General features: G+C 42.4%; 20 protein-coding genes. 11 read left to right on the forward strand and 9 right to left on the reverse strand.

Features of this window, described 5'->3' with window-relative positions; translation table 11 throughout:
* The first annotated feature begins 26 nt into the window (after positions 1-26).
* Together AC0VYC_RS17325 and AC0VYC_RS17330 are read left to right on the forward strand one after the other, a co-directional pair.
* On the forward strand, positions 27-995 hold the full coding sequence (locus AC0VYC_RS17325) for a S66 family peptidase (protein ID WP_047945764.1): 969 nt from the start codon (positions 27-29) through the stop codon (positions 993-995).
* Positions 996-1,551: 556 nt separating this feature from the next.
* Complete coding sequence (locus tag AC0VYC_RS17330) at positions 1,552-1,830, forward strand: YolC/YozM family protein (protein ID WP_475390077.1); 279 nt, start codon at positions 1,552-1,554, stop codon at positions 1,828-1,830.
* 51 nt (positions 1,831-1,881) lie between these two features.
* Here AC0VYC_RS17330 and argS read toward each other — a convergent pair whose 3' ends face one another.
* From argS to speE, 5 genes are all read right to left on the reverse strand, one after another.
* Entirely contained in the window at positions 1,882-3,555 is a 1,674-nt protein-coding gene (gene argS / locus AC0VYC_RS17335) for an arginine--tRNA ligase (protein WP_008343507.1), read from the reverse strand.
* Positions 3,552-3,974, reverse strand: coding sequence for a YwiB family protein (locus AC0VYC_RS17340; protein ID WP_008343509.1), 423 nt, complete (start codon positions 3,972-3,974; stop codon positions 3,552-3,554). The genes argS and AC0VYC_RS17340 overlap by 4 nt, the downstream gene beginning before the upstream one ends.
* A 124-nt stretch (positions 3,975-4,098) precedes the next feature.
* The gene (locus AC0VYC_RS17345) at positions 4,099-4,446 is read right to left on the reverse strand and encodes a hypothetical protein (protein ID WP_024719436.1); all 348 of its coding nucleotides are present in this window, start codon (positions 4,444-4,446) and stop codon (positions 4,099-4,101) included.
* Positions 4,447-4,522: 76 nt separating this feature from the next.
* The gene (gene speB / locus AC0VYC_RS17350; protein WP_017360073.1) at positions 4,523-5,395 is read right to left on the reverse strand and encodes an agmatinase; all 873 of its coding nucleotides are present in this window, start codon (positions 5,393-5,395) and stop codon (positions 4,523-4,525) included.
* 69 nt (positions 5,396-5,464) lie between these two features.
* Complete coding sequence (gene speE, locus AC0VYC_RS17355; RefSeq protein ID WP_017360074.1) at positions 5,465-6,295, reverse strand: spermidine synthase; 831 nt, start codon at positions 6,293-6,295, stop codon at positions 5,465-5,467.
* Between the two features lie 225 nt (positions 6,296-6,520).
* Here speE and AC0VYC_RS17360 point away from each other — a divergent pair, with 225 nt between their 5' ends.
* Entirely contained in the window at positions 6,521-8,590 is a 2,070-nt protein-coding gene (locus tag AC0VYC_RS17360; protein ID WP_216895494.1) for a transglycosylase domain-containing protein, read from the forward strand.
* A 125-nt stretch (positions 8,591-8,715) separates the two neighbouring features.
* On the opposite strand, the gene AC0VYC_RS17365 is transcribed toward AC0VYC_RS17360, so the two are convergent.
* Together AC0VYC_RS17365 and AC0VYC_RS17370 are read right to left on the reverse strand one after the other, a co-directional pair.
* Positions 8,716-9,234, reverse strand: coding sequence for a YwhD family protein (locus AC0VYC_RS17365; protein ID WP_007497712.1), 519 nt, complete (start codon positions 9,232-9,234; stop codon positions 8,716-8,718).
* Between the two features lie 12 nt (positions 9,235-9,246).
* Positions 9,247-9,903: a site-2 protease family protein gene (locus AC0VYC_RS17370; protein ID WP_234710282.1), complete on the reverse strand. Its 657-nt coding sequence runs from the start codon at positions 9,901-9,903 to the stop codon at positions 9,247-9,249.
* Positions 9,904-10,016: 113 nt separating this feature from the next.
* Between AC0VYC_RS17370 and AC0VYC_RS17375 the strand changes: the two genes are divergently transcribed.
* Positions 10,017-10,202, forward strand: coding sequence for a 2-hydroxymuconate tautomerase (locus tag AC0VYC_RS17375; protein ID WP_008343530.1), 186 nt, complete (start codon positions 10,017-10,019; stop codon positions 10,200-10,202).
* A 52-nt stretch (positions 10,203-10,254) separates the two neighbouring features.
* On the opposite strand, the gene AC0VYC_RS17380 is transcribed toward AC0VYC_RS17375, so the two are convergent.
* Entirely contained in the window at positions 10,255-11,067 is an 813-nt protein-coding gene (locus AC0VYC_RS17380) for a zinc-dependent metalloprotease (RefSeq protein WP_024719439.1), read from the reverse strand.
* A 373-nt stretch (positions 11,068-11,440) separates the two neighbouring features.
* On the opposite strand from AC0VYC_RS17380, the gene AC0VYC_RS17385 reads away from it, so the two are divergent.
* The gene (locus tag AC0VYC_RS17385) at positions 11,441-12,769 is read left to right on the forward strand and encodes an LLM class flavin-dependent oxidoreductase (RefSeq protein ID WP_475388921.1); all 1,329 of its coding nucleotides are present in this window, start codon (positions 11,441-11,443) and stop codon (positions 12,767-12,769) included.
* 38 nt (positions 12,770-12,807) lie between these two features.
* On the opposite strand, the gene AC0VYC_RS17390 is transcribed toward AC0VYC_RS17385, so the two are convergent.
* Positions 12,808-13,692: a LysR family transcriptional regulator gene (locus tag AC0VYC_RS17390; protein ID WP_008343536.1), complete on the reverse strand. Its 885-nt coding sequence runs from the start codon at positions 13,690-13,692 to the stop codon at positions 12,808-12,810.
* Between the two features lie 150 nt (positions 13,693-13,842).
* Between AC0VYC_RS17390 and ssuE the strand changes: the two genes are divergently transcribed.
* Genes ssuE through AC0VYC_RS17420 form a run of 6 tightly spaced genes read left to right on the forward strand, consistent with a single transcriptional unit; the run spans position 13,843 to position 17,890 of the window.
* Positions 13,843-14,394, forward strand: a complete 552-nt coding sequence (gene ssuE, locus AC0VYC_RS17395; protein WP_096881982.1) for an NADPH-dependent FMN reductase — start codon at positions 13,843-13,845, stop codon at positions 14,392-14,394.
* Positions 14,378-15,403, forward strand: a complete 1,026-nt coding sequence (locus AC0VYC_RS17400) for an LLM class flavin-dependent oxidoreductase (protein WP_039165233.1) — start codon at positions 14,378-14,380, stop codon at positions 15,401-15,403. Before ssuE ends, AC0VYC_RS17400 begins: the two co-directional genes overlap by 17 nt.
* Entirely contained in the window at positions 15,403-15,657 is a 255-nt protein-coding gene (locus tag AC0VYC_RS17405; RefSeq protein WP_024719443.1) for a glutaredoxin family protein, read from the forward strand. The genes AC0VYC_RS17400 and AC0VYC_RS17405 overlap by 1 nt, the downstream gene beginning before the upstream one ends.
* Positions 15,658-15,691: 34 nt before the next feature.
* Positions 15,692-16,255, forward strand: a complete 564-nt coding sequence (locus tag AC0VYC_RS17410; protein WP_338704456.1) for a GNAT family N-acetyltransferase — start codon at positions 15,692-15,694, stop codon at positions 16,253-16,255.
* Between the two features lie 13 nt (positions 16,256-16,268).
* The gene (locus tag AC0VYC_RS17415) at positions 16,269-17,030 is read left to right on the forward strand and encodes an amino acid ABC transporter permease (RefSeq protein ID WP_008343545.1); all 762 of its coding nucleotides are present in this window, start codon (positions 16,269-16,271) and stop codon (positions 17,028-17,030) included.
* 17 nt (positions 17,031-17,047) lie between these two features.
* Complete coding sequence (locus AC0VYC_RS17420) at positions 17,048-17,890, forward strand: transporter substrate-binding domain-containing protein (protein ID WP_041091389.1); 843 nt, start codon at positions 17,048-17,050, stop codon at positions 17,888-17,890.
* Positions 17,891-17,895 lie beyond the last annotated feature (5 nt).

Here is a 17,895-nt window from a genome sequence, read left to right on the forward strand (position 1 = left end):
TATGTGAAGGAAAGGATAAATGACTTATGCGTACACCATCTGCTTTAAAAAAGGGAAGCCACATTCGGGTAATTGCTCCAAGTCGAAGTGCCAGCATTTTATCAAAAGAAGGAATGGCTCAGGCGAAAAAACGTTTAGAGGCATTAGGGTTCACTGTTTCTTTTGGACAACACGTGTTTGAATGTGATCTGCATTCCTCTTCTTCTATTGAACACCGTTTATCTGATCTACATGAGGCATTCTCAAATGATGAAGTCGACGGCATTTTGACAGCAATCGGCGGCTTTAACTGCAATGAGCTTTTGCCTTATATAGATTATGATTTGATTCGTCAGCACCCAAAAGTTCTTTGCGGCTACAGTGATATTACCGCACTTGCAAACGCCATTACCGCCAAATGTGACATGGTGACGTACTCAGGCCCTCATTTCTCCAGTTTCCAAATGGAACAAGGACAAGAGGAGCAGACAGCATTGTTTCAAGCGTGCGTGATGAGTAGCGAGCCATTTGATTTCACCCCTTCTACAAAGTGGAGTGATGATGCGTGGTATCTTGATCAAGTAAATAGGCAGTTTCATCCGACAACATGGGGGATTTATCAGGAAGGAACAGCTGAAGGCACCTTGTATGGCGGAAATCTTTGTACACTGAACTTACTGCAAGGGACACCCTTTATGCCTCGCATCAAGGATGCCATCTTATTTGTAGAAGATGATGACTTGGTCTTTCCTGAAACATTCGCCAGAGACCTTGCCTCGCTCTTGCAGCATGCCGAATCCATTAAAGGGTTAATCATCGGACGTTTTCAAAAGAAATCCAAAATGACAGAGGAACATTTGAGGTTCATCCTAGATAAGGACCCAATGCTTCAACACATTCCAGTGATTTACGATGTCGATATCGGACATACACAGCCGGTCTTCACCTTGCCGATTGGCGGGAGTTCCGAGCTCTCCTGCGACGGCGGACAAATCCAATGGCGTGTTCATGCATAAATAAAAACCTAAAAAGCACCCTCATATGCGGGTGCTTTTTCTATGCCATCATTTCTTTTTAAAATTTTTTTAGAAAAAGTGATCCAACCCTTCATCCCCTTCGTTAAGTAGATGTAAAAAGAAAAGAGAGGAGGCAAAAACATGTTCTCTGATGTACTTAGCCAATTATTTGATTCTATTTCTAACATCATTAACACACTTGGGTAATTCCTATGACACGCACATACTACATGCTTTCTGAAAGGAGGATACGCTCATGTTCTCTGATGTACTTAGTCAATTATTCGATTCTATTTCTAACATTATTAATACGCTTGGGTAATGTTCAACATCCGCTGTCTCTAGTAGATAGCGGATGTTTTTATTTAACAGATTCTGAATAGAGCAATTTAAATAACTATAAGGAACCTTGCTTGATTATCATCAAGTCAAAAAACTCTTTATGAACTTGTTTCTACAAACACATTTGGATGTTATGATCTATTTTAGGAATATATTAACTGCATAAAGGAGATATAATGATAAAACGTCTGATTGGTTTGTTTTTTCTCTTTGTATTGCTGGATTAAGCTTCACTTCAAAAACTCTCACCCTTTCTGAAGAGGAATTAGATGAAAAGATCATCCATGTATTGGACTCATTATGGGAAGAGCATGAATTGTTTAACTATCAGATTATCAAGACAGATCCCACAATTTCCATCGGCATCAATACTTCAAAAGATATGGCAGGTTTGCAATCTGCATTAGAAAAGCAACTTCCTAAACAAGCATTAGAGGATTACGAAATTGAGATTTTCCAGAGACATAAAAGTGATTTAAAAGCTGAACGATGAAAAATACAAACAAAAAACCCACTCCTTTTCCGAGTGGGTTTCTTCGTATAATTACATTTTTTCCGGAGCCGATACGCCGATAAGTTTTAATGCATTCGCAAGCGTGATTTGTGTTGCTTTCATGAGCGATAGACGTGCTGTTGTTTTTGTTTCATTTTCAACATCAATGACCTTTTCGGCGTTGTAGAAGCTGTGAAGGGCTGATGCTAGATCATAGATATAGTTTGTGACGCGGTGCGGAATACGTTTTTCTGCTGCTTCTGCTACAACTTCTGGGAAGCTGCCGATGATTTTCAGAAGATCGTATTCTTTATCCGACTGAATGTGAGAGAAATCTGCTTTTTCAAGGTTTGGCTCGTAGCCTTTTTCTTCCCCTTGACGCAGCATGCTGCAAATTCTCGCATGTGCATATTGTGCATAGTACACAGGGTTTTCGTTAGACGTAGAAATCGCTAAGTCTAGGTCAAAGTCCATATGTGTCGCCGCACTTCTCATTGCAAAGAAATAGCGAGTGGCATCTAAGCCCACTTCTTCAATCAAGTCACGCATTGTGACGGCTTTACCTGTACGTTTACTCATCTTCATTTTTTCACCGTTTTTGTAAAGGTGAACGAGCTGAATGATTTCGACTTCCAGTTTGTCCGCTGGATATCCGAGTGCTTGGATCGCCGCTTTCATTCGAGGAATGTAGCCGTGATGGTCCGCTCCCCAAATGTTAATGAGCTGGTCAAAACCTCTATCCAATTTGTCCTTGTGATATGCGATATCTGGAAGCAAGTACGTAAAGCTGCCGTCTTTTTTAATCAGGACACGGTCCTTGTCATCACCAAAATCAGTTGAACGTAACCATGTTGCGCCGTCCTCTTCAAAGACATAGCCTTTAGCGCGAAGTGTTTCTAGCGCTGGTTCGATTTTTCCGTTTTCATATAAAGACGTTTCAGAATACCACACATCAAATGGGACACGGAAATTTTCTAGGTCGACACGTAGTTTTTCTAGTTCATATTTTAAACCGTACTCACGGAAGAATTTCATACGCTCTTCTTCTGATTCATGCACGAAACGGTCACCAAATTCATCCGCAAGTTTCTGCCCGATGCCTTTGATGTCTTCTCCTCTGTACCCGTCCTCTGGCATTTCTTTTTCAAGACCGAGCGCCTCAAAGTAACGTACTTCTACAGATAGAGCAAGGTTATTGATCTGATTGCCTGCATCGTTGATATAGTATTCACGGCTCACGTCGAAGCCTGCTTTATCAAGGATGTTGCAAAGAGAATCTCCTACAGCTGCGCCGCGGGCATGTCCAAGGTGAAGGTCACCTGTTGGGTTGGCTGAGACGAATTCGACTTGTACTTTTTGACCGCCGCCTGTATTCGTTTCGCCATAAGCCTCTTTTGCTTCAAGAACTGCCGGAATCAGTTTCGTTAAATATTGATTGTTCATATAAAAGTTGATGAATCCTGGACCTGCAATATCCAGTTTTTCAATTGACGCTTTGCCTTTGTCAAATGCATTCACAATGTCCTCGGCGATTTGACGTGGTGCTTTTTTCGCAATGCGAGCAAGCTGCATCGCCATATTGGTGGAATAATCACCGTGAGTTTTGTCTTTTGGCACTTCCAAAAGAACATCCGGCACCTGGCTTTCATCAGCAAGTCCTGCTTTGACGACTGCCGCAATGATTTCTTCTTTTAACGCATCTTTGACCTGTTCTGCGATATTCATGAACGTAAATCCTCCTTATATGAAATCGATAATGTATGTAAATGCTTTTGATCTTCACCTGTCAGCATATCGTACGTAATGTGTAGAAGCCCATTGTCTACATCAAGATCAATACCATGTGTGTGCACATCGAGCTGAAGTGTGCCAAATGGCATCGTGTAATGTGTCACGGTTGTTTCTCCAGTGAGAAAGCGCTGCTTCATTTGAATTGCACCTGATCTCATGACAAAAATTTCTTTTTCACTTATTTTGACAACAGTTTTTACTTGACCCATTTCATGTTCTTCATGGTAAGTGAGATACGTTTTGTCATTCTTCTCTTGATACGTTCCAGTTGTTCGGAATTCGATCGTTTCAGCCGGTTCCGTCTCTGGTTTCATCACTGACTTTACATGAATTGAAATTTGGTTTTGTGTCATTTTGCACTTCCTTTGCTAAGACCCGTTTAACTAAAATAGTATACCATAATCCCGATTGCCTATCATCCCATCATTTCTCATCTTCGTGTGGATGAAACCCCCTTTTTGATCTTCACATGTCTCTTTAGAAAAAAAGAAAAATGAAGCTCACGCCTATCACGAGTCCAGTCTTGAGCCCTGCGCTTTTTCGATTGATGAGATAAAACAGTGCTTGGATACCTGAACTTGCCAAAAATGCCTGAAAGAAATCAAATGGGAGAAGATGCCCTTGCTTATAAACAAACTGCATCAACAGCGCTATGCCAGTGAGATAGAAAAAGCCTCGATCCTGAAACAGATGAACCATCTCATCCTTTGTCTCTTTTTTCGAGGTGAACGTGGGCGGACTCGCTGCAAGCTCTCTTTTCAGCGTAAGAAAGCCTGCCGCTAACACACATAAAGCGAGTAATACCATCAATACAGAAGAAAACACGACCTGCCTCCTTTATCATGTCACCAATGTAAAAAAAGAGCTTGTCCATATGAGATGACAAGCTCCTCTATCAATGTTATTTCACAAATCCAAGCAGCATTTCACGTAAAAGTTTGCTTGCTGTATTCGCCGTTTGATCGGAATGATCATATACAGGCGCTACCTCTACAAGGTCTGCACCAACGACATGCACATCAGAACCAGCAATGGCATGAATAGATGCCAGCAGTTCTTTTGACGTAATACCGCCAGCATCTACCGTTCCTGTACCAGGTGCATGAGCTGGGTCAAGTACATCAATGTCAATTGTCACATAAACTGGGCGGCCTTTCAGCTTTGGTAATACTTGTTTCAATGGCTCCAGCACTTCAAATTTAGAAATGTGCATGCCTGCTTCTTTTGCCCATTCAAATTCTTCTTTCATCCCAGAACGGATGCCGAAAGAGTATACATTTTCAGGTCCAATAAGTCCTGCAACTTTACGAATCGGTGTCGAATGTGAAAGCGGCTCACCCTCATATTCCTCACGAAGATCGGTATGTGCGTCCATATGGATGATTGCCAAATCAGGGTATTTCTTATACATCGCACGGAAAACCGGCCAAGACACAAGATGCTCGCCGCCCATTCCTAATGGAAACTTCCCTTTTTCTAAAATGCTGTCGACATACTCTTCAATTAAATCTAAGCTTTTCTGTGCATTGCCAAATGGAAGCGGGATGTCGCCAGCATCAAAGAATGGCACCTCGTGCAGTTCACGATCTAAATAAGGGCTGTATTCCTCTAATCCAATGGATACTTCACGAATACGGTTCGGGCCAAAACGTGAGCCTGGACGGTAACTGACGGTCCAATCCATCGGCATCCCGTATAAAATGACTTTCGCATCTTCCCATGTCGGATGACTTCCAATAAACACTTTTCCTGAGTAAGCCTCGTCGAATCTCATACAAGATTCCTCCTTTTACGCTTCAAAAAATGCGCAAACGGTCATTTGCGCATTTCCACTTCGCTTGATTTATTTGATTAAGTCGCTCACAAATTTCGGCAGAACGAATGCCGCTTTGTGCAATTCTTTTGTGTAATATTTCGTATCGATATCAAAGAAGCGGCTGTCTTCTACAGCAAGTGGATCATACTTCTTAGAACCGATAGTAAATGTCCAAAGACCGCTTGGATATGTTGGGATATTCGCTGTGTATAGCTTGGTAATCGGGAAAATTTCTTTTACATCACGCTGTACATTTGTAATTAACTCAGGTGTGAACCAAGGGTTGTCCGTTTGTGCAACGAAAATACCGTCTTCTTTGAGTGCTTTTGAGATTCCTGCATAGAAACCTTTAGAGAACAGATTCACAGCTGGTCCAACTGGCTCAGTTGAGTCAACCATGATCACGTCATATTCGTTGTCGGCTTCCGCAATGTGCATAAAGCCGTCTCCGACTTTCACCTCTACACGAGGATCGTCTAGTTTCCCAGCAATTGAAGGAAGGAACTTCTTCGAGTATTCAATGACCTTGCCATCAATATCAACAAGTGTCGCTTTTTTCACACTTGGATGCTTCAGGATTTCACGAATGACACCACCGTCTCCTCCGCCTACGACAAGAACATTTTCCGGGTTTGGATGAGTGAAAAGAGGAACATGTGCCACCATTTCGTGGTATACAAACTCATCTTTCTCTGATGTCATCACCATACCGTCTAAAAACAGCATATTGCCAAACTCTTCTGTTTCCACCATTTCTAAATGCTGAAAATCTGTTTGTTCTGTGTGAAGGGTTTTGTTCACCTTCAATGTAATGCCAAAATTCTTCGTTTGCTTCTCTGTATACCAAAGTTCGCTCATCGTTCATCTTCCTCTCATCCAATAATAAACAAACATCTATTGTTAGCGCCTTTTATCGGCTATGACTATATCGATTGTCCAAGAAAAAAGTATAGTGGATTCATATCAAATTGTAAAGAACCGCATGAGATAACTTCATTTTTAAAGCACACCCTTGCAGTCGCCTGTTTAAAACGGTTTTCTTTGTCCCATACTGATAAAAAACCGTCAAAATGGGGGCTTTGCATGGACACAATCATGAGTAATAAAAAAATCCGCATGACCGTGAAAACGATTCGGGCCTGTTTTTTTATCGGCTTGCTCGCTTTTCTATTTGCTGGCACAGTCTTTTTGACGATTCTTTTACTAGCTAAGTGGCAAGGCGCTCCCTCTGTTCAAGTTCCCCAATCCACGACCATTTATGCAGCCGATGGGTCTAAACTTGGCGAATCGAGCTTTGGAGAAAAGAGATACTGGGTTCCGTTAAAGGACATGTCCCCTCATATACAGCAGGCAGTGGTCGCGGTTGAGGATAAAACCTTTTATCAGCATCACGGCTTTGACGTGAAACGAATGGCGGGTGCTGCGGTGGCAGATATTCGTGCAATGGCAAAGGTACAAGGCGCCAGCACGATCACCCAGCAATACGCACGAAATTTATATTTAGATCATGATAAAACATGGAAGCGGAAGTGGAATGAAGCCTTTTACACCATCCGCTTAGAACAAAACTATACAAAAGATGAGATATTGGAAGGATACTTGAACACCATTTATTATGGCCACGGCGCATACGGTGTGGAAGCGGCATCCCGCCTTTACTTTGGGAAAAAAGCGAAGAACTTAACTTTAGCTGAGTCTGCCTTGCTTGCCGGTATTCCAAAGGGTCCTTCTCTCTACTCCCCTTATGTGAATGAGGAGAAAGCCAGCGCAAGAAAGAATATGATTCTGAGGCAAATGCAAGAGGATGGCATGATTACGAAAAAAGCGGCTGCTGATGCCAGCAAGGAAAAGCTGTCCTATCGCCCGCTCAAACAAAAGCAGCTGCAAGCAAAGCAGGCCCCGTATTTTTATGATGATGTGATTCGCGAACTGAAACAAACACTGGGCTTAACCGAGGAACAAATTGAAACGTATGGTCTTCATATCGAAACGACATTACAACCTGAATTACAAAAAATCGCTGAAAAGACTTTAACCAACATCATGGATTCTGAATCAGGTATCCAAATTGGCTTTACCGCCATTCATCCCCAGACAGGTCATGTGCTTGCCCTCATAGGCGGGAGAGATTACGAGAAAAGCCCATTCAATCGGGTCACACAAGCAAAAAGACAGCCGGGTTCAACAATGAAACCACTCCTCTATTACATGGCTTTGCAAAATGGGTTTACACCAGCAACCGTCATGCGCAGTGAGGAAACCGTTTTTGAACTGGATGATCAAGGAAGCGGCGCCGCTTATTCACCAAGCAACTATCACGGCTATTATGCCAATGACGGCATTACGATGCTTCAGGCTTTGGCTCTATCTGATAACATTTATGCGGTCAAAACCCATCTATTTTTAGGAATGGAACAGCTTGTACGTGCAGGTAAAACGTTCGGGATTCACGAAAAACTAGATCAAGTGCCTTCACTTGCGCTAGGTACTTCACCTGTCAAACCAATCGAAATGACCAATGCTTACGCGATGCTGGTCAATGGAGGAAAACGCGTCAAGCCAACCTTTATTACGAAAGTAACGGACGCAAAGGGCAACGTACTCTTTGAGGAGAAACAAAAACGAGAGCAAGTACTAGATGAAAAAGCAGCATTTGTCACCACTGACATGATGTCAGGGATGTTCAATCATCAATTAAATGGCTATACAAGTGTCACAGGTCGTACCATTTCAAAAGATCTTACCAGAACGTATGGAGGGAAATCGGGGACGACAGGTGCTGACAGCTGGATGATCGGCTTCTCTCCCCAGCTCGTCACAGGTGTGTGGACCGGCTATGATAAAGGACGCACCATTGACTCGGTCAAAGAAACCGCCTATGCGAAAAAGATATGGGCTTCCTTTATGGAATCAGCCCTCTCAAACCAGCCAGCCTCCTCCTTCATGCCGCCAGACGGTGTAAAAGGCGTATATATCAATCCAAAAACCGGTGATCTCGCAGGCCCAGGATGCGAATCAAAGGTATTTACCTATTTTATAGAAGGAACGGAGCCGACCGGTGTCTGCTATGGTGCCGAGAACAAAGCTTCTGAGCAAGACAAAGCTCAAGATCAACAGCCTAAGAAATGGTGGGAAAAGTGGCTGAAACGTTAAAAATGGACATGAAAAACCCCGAGATCTGCATCTCGGGATTCTCCATGTCCTAGCTTTAACACCAGTTTACTGAAAAAACGCTTGGAATTGGTATCCATTCATCATTCTTCACAAAAATTTCACAATTACTCAGGAACAGCCAATCCTTCTTTTAATTCATCTGTGGATGCTTCCCATAACGCTTCATTGTGACTCTTCAAGAAATCAGCGAGCACCTTTTTCGAACCATCATCCATATGACTGACAACGATTTTACGCTTCATGGATTTATCCATTAAATTTACATGCTCAGGAAGTGACTTATATCCTCTGCGGATCGAGCGGTCAACTGTCATTTCACAAGCTGTGACTCCTGCATAATATGGCCCCTCTTCTCTGCGGTCAATCGTCACCCATACGAGCCAATACGGTTTTCCGTTAGGTACCTCTTCTTTGGTTTTTAAAAATTTAATTCCTTTTTCGACGGCACTTCTTGCATGCATCGCACCAATATCAATGACGGCTTCCTTTTCCTCCACATCAATGATCACCGGCGAGATATTATCAAGGCTGAGGGCACCTGCCCCAAAACCTCCATGCCCATCCGTTGCATCTGTTTTTTTAATGATATTAAAACCAATTGGTTTCTTCTTTTTACCTTCCATTCATTAGACCTCCTAAAGCAGCGGCTTCAAAATAAGATTAAACCAGTATATGATTTGATCCCGCATTCCGATCAATGGAACAAAAACAAACTGACCTAGCGGTGTGATGACGAAGATGAGGAAAATGATGATTCCATACTGTTCGAACTGCGTCATCTTTGCACGGATGCCGGGACTGACAACATCCTCAATAATACGATATCCGTCCAGCGGCGGAATCGGTAATAAGTTAAATAGGAACAAAATCACGTTCAAGTTAATAAAGATTTGGAAGAAATAATCGACCCCCGGCTCAAAGCGCATGAGCGACTCCCCGCCAAATTTCTGAAGAAGCACATACACAAAAAAGCCTAGAAACGCCAACACCAAGTTACTTAATGGGCCTGCAATCGAGACGCAGATTCCTGCTAAGCGCGGGTTTTTGAAATGGTACCGATTCACAGGTACAGGCCTCGCCCAGCCAAACCCAGCCACAAAGATCAAGATCGTCCCGAAAATATCAAGGTGCTTCAATGGATTGAGCGTCAGTCTCCCTTGATTTTTAGCTGTCGGATCTCCAAAACGATACGCAACATATGCATGCGCCAGCTCGTGCATCGTAAAAGCCACAACAAGCGTAATGGCGACATATGGAATCAGTTCTAATGGATAAACAAGAAATTGGTCCAAAGGCATGAATCCCTCTTTCTTTCTATACAATGATTTACTTCATTCAGTATACTATAAGAAGTCCCTTAAACTAAAGGGAAGCGTAGCACTACAGGAAAAAGGAGGTTGCCATCATGCCGATTATCACCGTTCAAATGCTTGAAGGAAGAACAGATGAGCAGAAAAGGGCTCTTGTGGAGAAAGTCACAGATGCCGTTGTTGAAACAACAGGCGCAGGTGCAGAGAAAGTCTCTGTCATTATTGAAGAGATGAAAAAAGAACATTATGCTGTAGCAGGAAAGCGAATGAGCGACCTGTAAGCATATAAAAAGGACAAACACTTTTTCGGTGTTTGTCCTTTTTTCTCTTACCTTATCTGTACCAAGCTTTATTACGGTTCACTTGATTTTTATGAGCCGCATCGAAGAAATCGACAGTGTAAGAATAATCATAATTCATTAAGCAGACAATTCCGCTGCCTTGAGGGTCGTGCGGTAAGCCAAAGTTATGGCCGTATTCATGCGTAGCCGCTTTTGCTGTATTCGCTGTTCCTTGGTCAAGGTTAACGGCGAATGCACTTCCGCTCGGTGCACTATTGTATACATAAGCGATGCCGCCAGCATCAAAGTTTGGATTTGCTGTAAATCCAGTGACAAAATCGTATCCTCTGCCATCAAAGCTGCGCTGAAGGTTGGACAAAATTTGTGATGCGTTTGATCCTGAAGACGTCCAAGACCCTACGGCTTGTACGACAAAGTCCACATCATGATCACGGTTAAATGTCACATCCGCTTGCTCAATGATGCTGACAATGCGCGTCTGCCAATCACTATATTTCGCACGATACTGCGCATCAGCTACTGCATAGACGGTCACTTTCTGACTGCCTGTACTAGCTTTTGTTGAAATCGAATCTCCTGTATTTGCTTTAAAGGTTCTAGACCCTACCTGTTTACCAGACTCATCTAAAATCTTTGTTGTCACATCTCTTTCAATAGGAGGTGCCTTCGTCAAATCTTTAAAATCGTTTGCCTTTGGCAACCCTTCACTAATATGTGTTTCAAACGGCGCATGACCATGATCATGCCCATGACCTGCACTTGCAACTGGTGCTGAAGCTGAACTTACCCCCGGTAACAAACTACCTACCAATAAAAATGACAAAAAGACTGAACGCTTTTTCATTCCTATCCCTCCTTTGTTTTTCACAAGGTTATATATTCACTGAAAATTCACCATTTTCCTTCTATTCAGTCAAAAACAGGGAATTGGATATACAGGAAGAAAGTCGAAACATGTCATTTTCACTAATTTTTCGGATATTTTGACACACATTTTATCAAAAAGCAGAACTTTTGATCCGGGACATTCGCTTAGTAAACATCCATCTTTTTCTAAAGTGCTGTTATAGACCCAGCCACACCATATAAAGAAGCAAAAATTGATATTAGAAAAGATAAATTCAGACTTTACTGATACGAATTATACTTCTTTGCGATTCTCCCTTATGATGAAGAACATAAAACAATGCTATTTCAAAACAGAAGGGACGATCCACATGTCTGAAAAAAAGCACATACAATTTGGATTGATGTTACATGGTCCAGGAGGTCATATGAATGCATGGAAGGATGAATCCGTTCCAGCAGATGCAAGTGTGAACATTGATTATTATCAAGCAATGACAAAAAAGGCAGAAGCAGCGGGTTTCCGTTTTGTCTTTGTCGCAGATGGCTTATATATTCATGAACATTCAATTCCTCATTTCTTGAACCGATTTGAACCATTAACCATCTTATCCGCTCTTGCTGCGGTCACCAAAAAGATTGGACTTGTGGGCACTGTATCCACTTCCTACAGTGAGCCCTTTACCATTGCCCGGCAATTTGCATCCCTAGATAAATTAAGTAAGGGGCGGGCCGGATGGAATGTTGTGACTTCTCCACTTGAAGGCTCTGCTGAAAACCACATCATTCGTCCGCATCCTAGCCATTCACTTCGGTATGAAATTGCAGAAGAATACCTAAAAGTAGTGAACGGCCTTTGGAGCTCATGGGAAGAAGATGCTTTTTTAAGGGATCGATCAACAGGGGTTTTCTTCGATCGGGATAAACTGCACACATTAAACCATCATGGCAAACACTTTTCTGTCAAAGGTCCTTTGAATATCGAACGATCTGAACAAGGGCAACCGGTGATTTTCCAGGCAGGTGCGTCAGAGGCAGGAAAGGATCTAGCCGCAAAAGAAGCGGACGCAGTATTTACGAATGCAGACTCACTTGAGAAAGCGAAAGCATATTACTGCGACGTGAAAAATAGAGCCGCAGCGCTGGGCAGAAATCCATCTGACATCAAAATTTTCCCCGGTATCCACCCGATTACAGGGAGAACAGTCGAAGAAGCAGAAGAAAAATATGAAGCCATTCAACATCTGGTCTCTATTGAAGAAGCCCTTCATTACCTGGGCAGGTTCTTTGATCACTTGGACTTCAGTCAATTTCCACTTGATGAGCCATTTCCTGATATCGGTGATGCCGGTTCAAACAGCTTTCAATCCACAACTGAATCGATTAAAAAAATGGCGAAAGAACAAAGCTTGACCTTAAGAGAAGTCGCTCTACGAGTAACTACTCCCAAAAGCGCTTTTTTCGGAACTTATGAACAAGTGGCAGACCAGCTGATCCAATGGATCGAAGAAGATGCCGCAGATGGATTTATTTTTGGCGCGCCTATTCTAGCAAGCGGTTTATCTGAATGGACGGAGCATGTCATCCCGATATTAGTAGAAAGAGGATATTACGACCCGAATTATCCAGCTCATACCCTTCGTGAAAATTTGGGTCTGCCTATCAAGAAGAATCAGTTTCTTAAACAAACAGTGAAATAAACATGAAAGAGGGGTTAGCTCAAAGGCTACCCCTCTTTTCATGTTGGTTGATGCAGTCGATTTTCGATGAGATCAATGAATTGAAGTACGGCTCTTCCTGGCGAATCATTTGTTTTCCTCAATAGACCAACTGGCGGGGAAACATGAATGCCCTTTATTTCTAATACCTTGGTGCCTGGAAGAGTAAAGGAATGAGCAGTTCGTGTAAAAAGAGAGACACCTAATCCAGCCTGAACATAATGTTTATGGGACATGCTGCTCGTAATCTCTAACTTATTGTAATTGGTCCCAATGACATCGACGATTTGTTGTTCGATTTGAATACGGATGGGGCAATTGTGTGGCGTGAATAAAATGGTCTCATCCTTTAAATCGGTCACCTCCACTACCCCTTTTTCCGCTAATCGATGGGAAGACGGGACGAGCAGCACGATATCATCTTGAAAAAGAGGCTTATAGCTATTCTCCATCGAAGCTTCTGGTGCTCCGCAAATCGCAAAATCAATCTCATCATGCGAAAGTAAGGAACTCAACGTATTCGCATCCGCTACTTGCACAGAAAATTCTACATTCGGAAACCTTTCCTTGAATTCTGCAATAAGGGCAGGAAATTCTAAGCTGGCAGTGGGCTCAGAAACACCGATGCGAATGAACCCCGCAATGCCCACTTCTAAATCTTGGAGTGTTTTCGTCAATTTCTCATATTCATTGAGTAAAGAATTGGCTCTTTCATAAAAAAGCTGTCCTGATGCTGTTAACTTTAAGGTCTTCCCTCTTTCTAGAAGCTTCTCTCCAATTTCCTCTTCTAAATGTTTGATGTGCAAAGTGATGGTTGGCTGAGAATAATTCAGCGCTTCTGCTGCTTTTAAAAAATTTCCGTATTTCACGATCGTGGCAAAGGTGCGTATCGCTCGAATCTCTATGAAAACCCCTCTTCTCCCTGTATTTTAAATATCTGAATCGTGTATTTATGATTACTAATTATACTTTTCTATTGGTTTGCCTTATTATAATTTATATTATCAACTATTCCAAGTTGTTTAGAAGGAATTATCAGAAATGGAGGAGACGAATTGGCAAAAGTAACGATTATAGCAGGCGGGCATTCTGTCCAATCTCGGTTAACCGGTGTCCTGCAGCATATCCATCATCGTTTGGCGTTACATGGGGTTGATGTTCATGTCATTCAAGTCCACCAGCTTCCTAGCGGCGCCTTAATAGGAGCAGATTTTTCAAACGAGGACATTGTGAAAGCCATTGAGCTTGTGAATGAGAGCGACGGTGTCATTGTGTTAACACCTGTCTACAAAGCGTCTTTTTCCGGTATTTTAAAAACTTTTTTAGATCTACTTCCCCAGAAAGCATTACAAGATAAACCCGTCCTTCCTTGTGTTTTAGGAGGAACATACGGGCATTTGCTCGTCATTGAATATGCACTTAAACCGATCATTCATCAACTCGGTGCAACCGTCGTTCAATCTGGCGTGTATGTTGTGGATCAACAGGTCACAAAGCAGGATTCAAATAGCTATGTGCTTGATCCAGATGCCACAGACAGATTAAACCTCGCACTATCTCAATATCAAAGTCTAATAGGAGGAACAGCCAATGTCGCTCACCCTTAGTATTCTTGATCAAAGCCTCGTCAGTGAAAACGAGAAAGCAGAGACGGGTATTCAGCATACTGTCAGATTGGCTGAAGCAGCAGATCAGCTTGGTTATCACAGGTTTTGGGTGTCTGAACATCACAATAATTCTCAAGTGGCAGGTTCATCCCCTGAAGCCCTCGCTGGTTATCTTTTAGCAAAAACGAACCATTTGCGAATTGGGTCTGGAGGTGTCATGCTTCAGCATTACAGCCCGTTTAAGGTGGCTGAAACATTTCATGTACTGGCATCTCTAGCGCCTGGCAGAGTCGATTTAGGCGTTGGGAAAGCACCGGGAGGGTTGAACCTCTCAACACAAGCGCTTCAGGAAGATTATCAAGCGTCACGGAAAGACTTTTCTCAAAAATTAGTGGATCTCAAAACGTATCTAACTGAACAAGCAAATGAATTAAATGCTCAGCCAATTCCTAGCGTATCACCCGACATGTTCCTTCTAGGCGGCAGTATTGAGAGCGCGGAATTTGCAGCAAAACTTGGGATATCCTTTGTGTTTGCCTATTTTATTAACGGGGATGACGCATTATTAAAAGAAGCAAGAGAGACTTTTCAAAAATTCAAGACACAGAACACGCACCAGCAATTTCTTCTCGCCATCACCGTATCTGTAGCGGAAGACCACAAACAAGCCCTCTCGTACATCAAGCAAAAGGAAACAGTAAAAGTCTCCTTTTCCGATGGAAGAAAGCTTAATGTGACGTCACTAGAAGATGCAGAAAAGCTGGTGAAAGGAACAAAAAAAGAACACTACAACATTCACGTTCAAAAAACCGGTTATACCGCTGGCACAAAAGAAACCGTTCATCGCCGGCTGACTGAACTAGCCGAGACATATGATATCAACGAGTTCATTGTTCTATCTCCGATTGTAGACATTGAGGCAAGAATAGCGTCTATCACATTATTAAAAGAAGCATTTGATCATGAACTAACAGCCAAAAACCAAATAAACCAAGAGGTGAGCGTCTAATGTCAAATAAACAAAAAATCATTTTATGGAGCAAAAATGGATGCAGCTATTGTCAGGACATTCAGTCCTATTTCAACGAACAGCACATTACTTATTCAACCATTGATGTAACAGAGCATGATCATTACAGAAATATTTTAGAAGAAAAATACGGCGTCCGTTATGTGCCAGTAGTAGAAATCAGCCGTGATACCCACGTGTATCAAGCATTGCTGAATCCAGATATCGATACTTTACGAAAAGCGTTGAGCTGACATTACACACTACCCTTTTGATTGGAGGTTTGTCATGAGTCGAGATATTTTTCGCATCGCTACCGAAGTAGATGCACCGGCTTTTCTAGAATTGCTGTCCAGTGCATTTAAACCGCTTGGAGAAATGGGCATTGATTGGCCATCCACGAACGCCACACTTGAAATGGTCACAGAAAACATCAAACAATCCGTTGCTGTTGTGTTAGAACGAGACGGGCGGCTCATATCAACCATCACCATACGTTTTCCCTGGGAGAGTACTCAACCGGTCTCAGGCTATCCATTTGTTTGGTGGTTTGCCACAGCTCCTGATTTAGCCGGTCAAGGGATCGGAAATAAGCTGCTCGATTATGTAGAAAACACCTTGCTCCGGCAGACATTTAAAGCACCAGCATACACACTGGGCACTTCTGGCCGAAAGCACCCCTGGCTTCTAGAGATGTACGAACGAAAAGGCTATACAGCATATATTGAACGTGAAGCCGATAATGGCGACTTAGGTGTATTAATGTATAAAGTCCTCATCCCTGAACGGTTTGATGCCGCCATATTAGGCGCACCGCCCACAGAAGAAAAAGTCCAAACGACTTCAACATAGGAGGTGATTCAACATGGGGGAGTTTTTCAAATGGGAGTATGTCGTCACACTCTTCCCTAAAGTATTGTCAGCCCTTCCAACAACCTTACTGATCGTTTTATTTGCCACTTTGATTGGCAGTTTTCTTGGATTCATTCTTGCTTATTTCCGAATTGAGCGTATTCCCATCCTGCATCAGCTCAGTGCAATTTATGTCTCATTTATTCGTGGAACACCTATCCTTGTGCAAATGTTTATTGTGTTTTATGGCCTGCCTGGTGTGCTTGCAACAATTGGGCTTGATATCTCCATGTGGAACAAATTGATCTTTCTGTATATTACATATGGACTCAATACAGCTGGGTATTTTTCAGAAATATTCCGATCTGCCCTATCGAGTGTCCCAGCATCTCAATATGAAGCGGCCGCCTCGATTGGACTGACGAAATGGCAGATTTATAGAAGAACGCTTATTCCTCAAGCAGGGAGAATCGCCCTTCCTAATATCGGCGTGGCCATTGTCAACTTATTACAAAATACCTCCCTCGCCTTTACATTAGGTGTGATGGACATGATCGGAAAGGTTCAAACATTAGGGGCTTTATACTATCGCGTATTAGAAGGATACTTTATTGCTGCCGTTATATTTATCATTTTAAGTATGGTGTTAGAAAAATCATTTGACCTATTGGAAAAACGGATCAATACACCGAAAACAAAAAAACAGCGACAGACGGCATTGCTTCCCTTAAAAAGAGCCGAAGCGGCCTTCACTGTAGAAAAACGTGCAAAATAAACTGGGGAGGAATTCACATGAAAAATAACAGAATATTCAGAAATCATTACATCATCGGTCTGCTTCTACTTGGTTCATTGCTGCTTGCCGCCTGCGGAAATAATGAGCAATCGGATGAAGTCAAAGCAGAAGCAAACAATAATGACCCAGATGCAAAAGAAATCGTCATTGGGACGGGGAACGCCTATCAGCCTTTCGTTTACTTAGATGAAAACGGCAAATTAACAGGCTACGAGAAGGCTGTATTAGATGAAGTGGATCAGCTGCTTCCACAATATAAGTTTAAATATGAATCCTTTGAGTTTAAAAATATTCTGCCTGCTTTAGATGCCGGTAAAGTTGATCTCGCTGCCCACCAATATGAAATCAATGACGAGCGTCAGAAGAAATATCTATTTGGAAAAGTTGGCTACACAGATTATACAAGCTATGTGGTGGTGAATAAAGCATCCGGTCATGACTTTCAAAGCCTGGACGATTTAGCTGGACACAAAGTGCACACCTCTACAGGAAGTAATTTCGCTTATCTTCTAGAGCAATATAACGCAAAGCATGATCGGAAAATTGACATTGTCTACGGGGATGGCGGGAACGAAATTTTAGTCAAAAACCTGCAGAATGGCACGGTCGATGCTGCCTTACTCACAAAGTATGACGTCAATAAGCTAAACAAACAGTTCAATGCCAATCTTGTGACATCCGGAAAGCCTGTAAACGTATCTAAAACGTATTATCTATATCAAAAAAACAATACAAAACTTCAAAAAGACATTGATCAAGCCCTGCAAAAACTGATCGATAACGGGAAGCTCGCTGAATTGTCTAAAAAAATATTGGGCGGAGACTTTACTACATCATAAGAAAG

It is taken from the genome of Bacillus sp. iso_77 (assembly GCF_056173625.1).

What these genes read in the sequence shown, in the direction of transcription:
- AC0VYC_RS17360 (WP_216895494.1), top strand. Translation starts at nt 6,521, where the DNA reads ATGGACACAATCATGAGTAATAAAAAAATCCGCATGACCGTGAAAACG.
- AC0VYC_RS17365 (WP_007497712.1), bottom strand. Translation starts at nt 9,234, where the DNA reads ATGGAAGGTAAAAAGAAGAAACCAATTGGTTTTAATATCATTAAAAAA.
- AC0VYC_RS17410 (WP_338704456.1), top strand. Translation starts at nt 15,692, where the DNA reads ATGAGTCGAGATATTTTTCGCATCGCTACCGAAGTAGATGCACCGGCT.
- AC0VYC_RS17375 (WP_008343530.1), top strand. Translation starts at nt 10,017, where the DNA reads ATGCCGATTATCACCGTTCAAATGCTTGAAGGAAGAACAGATGAGCAG.
- AC0VYC_RS17325 (WP_047945764.1), top strand. Translation starts at nt 27, where the DNA reads ATGCGTACACCATCTGCTTTAAAAAAGGGAAGCCACATTCGGGTAATT.
- AC0VYC_RS17380 (WP_024719439.1), bottom strand. Translation starts at nt 11,067, where the DNA reads ATGAAAAAGCGTTCAGTCTTTTTGTCATTTTTATTGGTAGGTAGTTTG.
- AC0VYC_RS17385 (WP_475388921.1), top strand. Translation starts at nt 11,441, where the DNA reads ATGTCTGAAAAAAAGCACATACAATTTGGATTGATGTTACATGGTCCA.
- argS (WP_008343507.1), bottom strand. Translation starts at nt 3,555, where the DNA reads ATGAATATCGCAGAACAGGTCAAAGATGCGTTAAAAGAAGAAATCATT.
- speB (WP_017360073.1), bottom strand. Translation starts at nt 5,395, where the DNA reads ATGAGATTCGACGAGGCTTACTCAGGAAAAGTGTTTATTGGAAGTCAT.
- AC0VYC_RS17340 (WP_008343509.1), bottom strand. Translation starts at nt 3,974, where the DNA reads ATGACACAAAACCAAATTTCAATTCATGTAAAGTCAGTGATGAAACCA.
- AC0VYC_RS17400 (WP_039165233.1), top strand. Translation starts at nt 14,378, where the DNA reads ATGTCGCTCACCCTTAGTATTCTTGATCAAAGCCTCGTCAGTGAAAAC.
- speE (WP_017360074.1), bottom strand. Translation starts at nt 6,295, where the DNA reads ATGAGCGAACTTTGGTATACAGAGAAGCAAACGAAGAATTTTGGCATT.
- AC0VYC_RS17415 (WP_008343545.1), top strand. Translation starts at nt 16,269, where the DNA reads ATGGGGGAGTTTTTCAAATGGGAGTATGTCGTCACACTCTTCCCTAAA.
- AC0VYC_RS17420 (WP_041091389.1), top strand. Translation starts at nt 17,048, where the DNA reads ATGAAAAATAACAGAATATTCAGAAATCATTACATCATCGGTCTGCTT.
- AC0VYC_RS17405 (WP_024719443.1), top strand. Translation starts at nt 15,403, where the DNA reads ATGTCAAATAAACAAAAAATCATTTTATGGAGCAAAAATGGATGCAGC.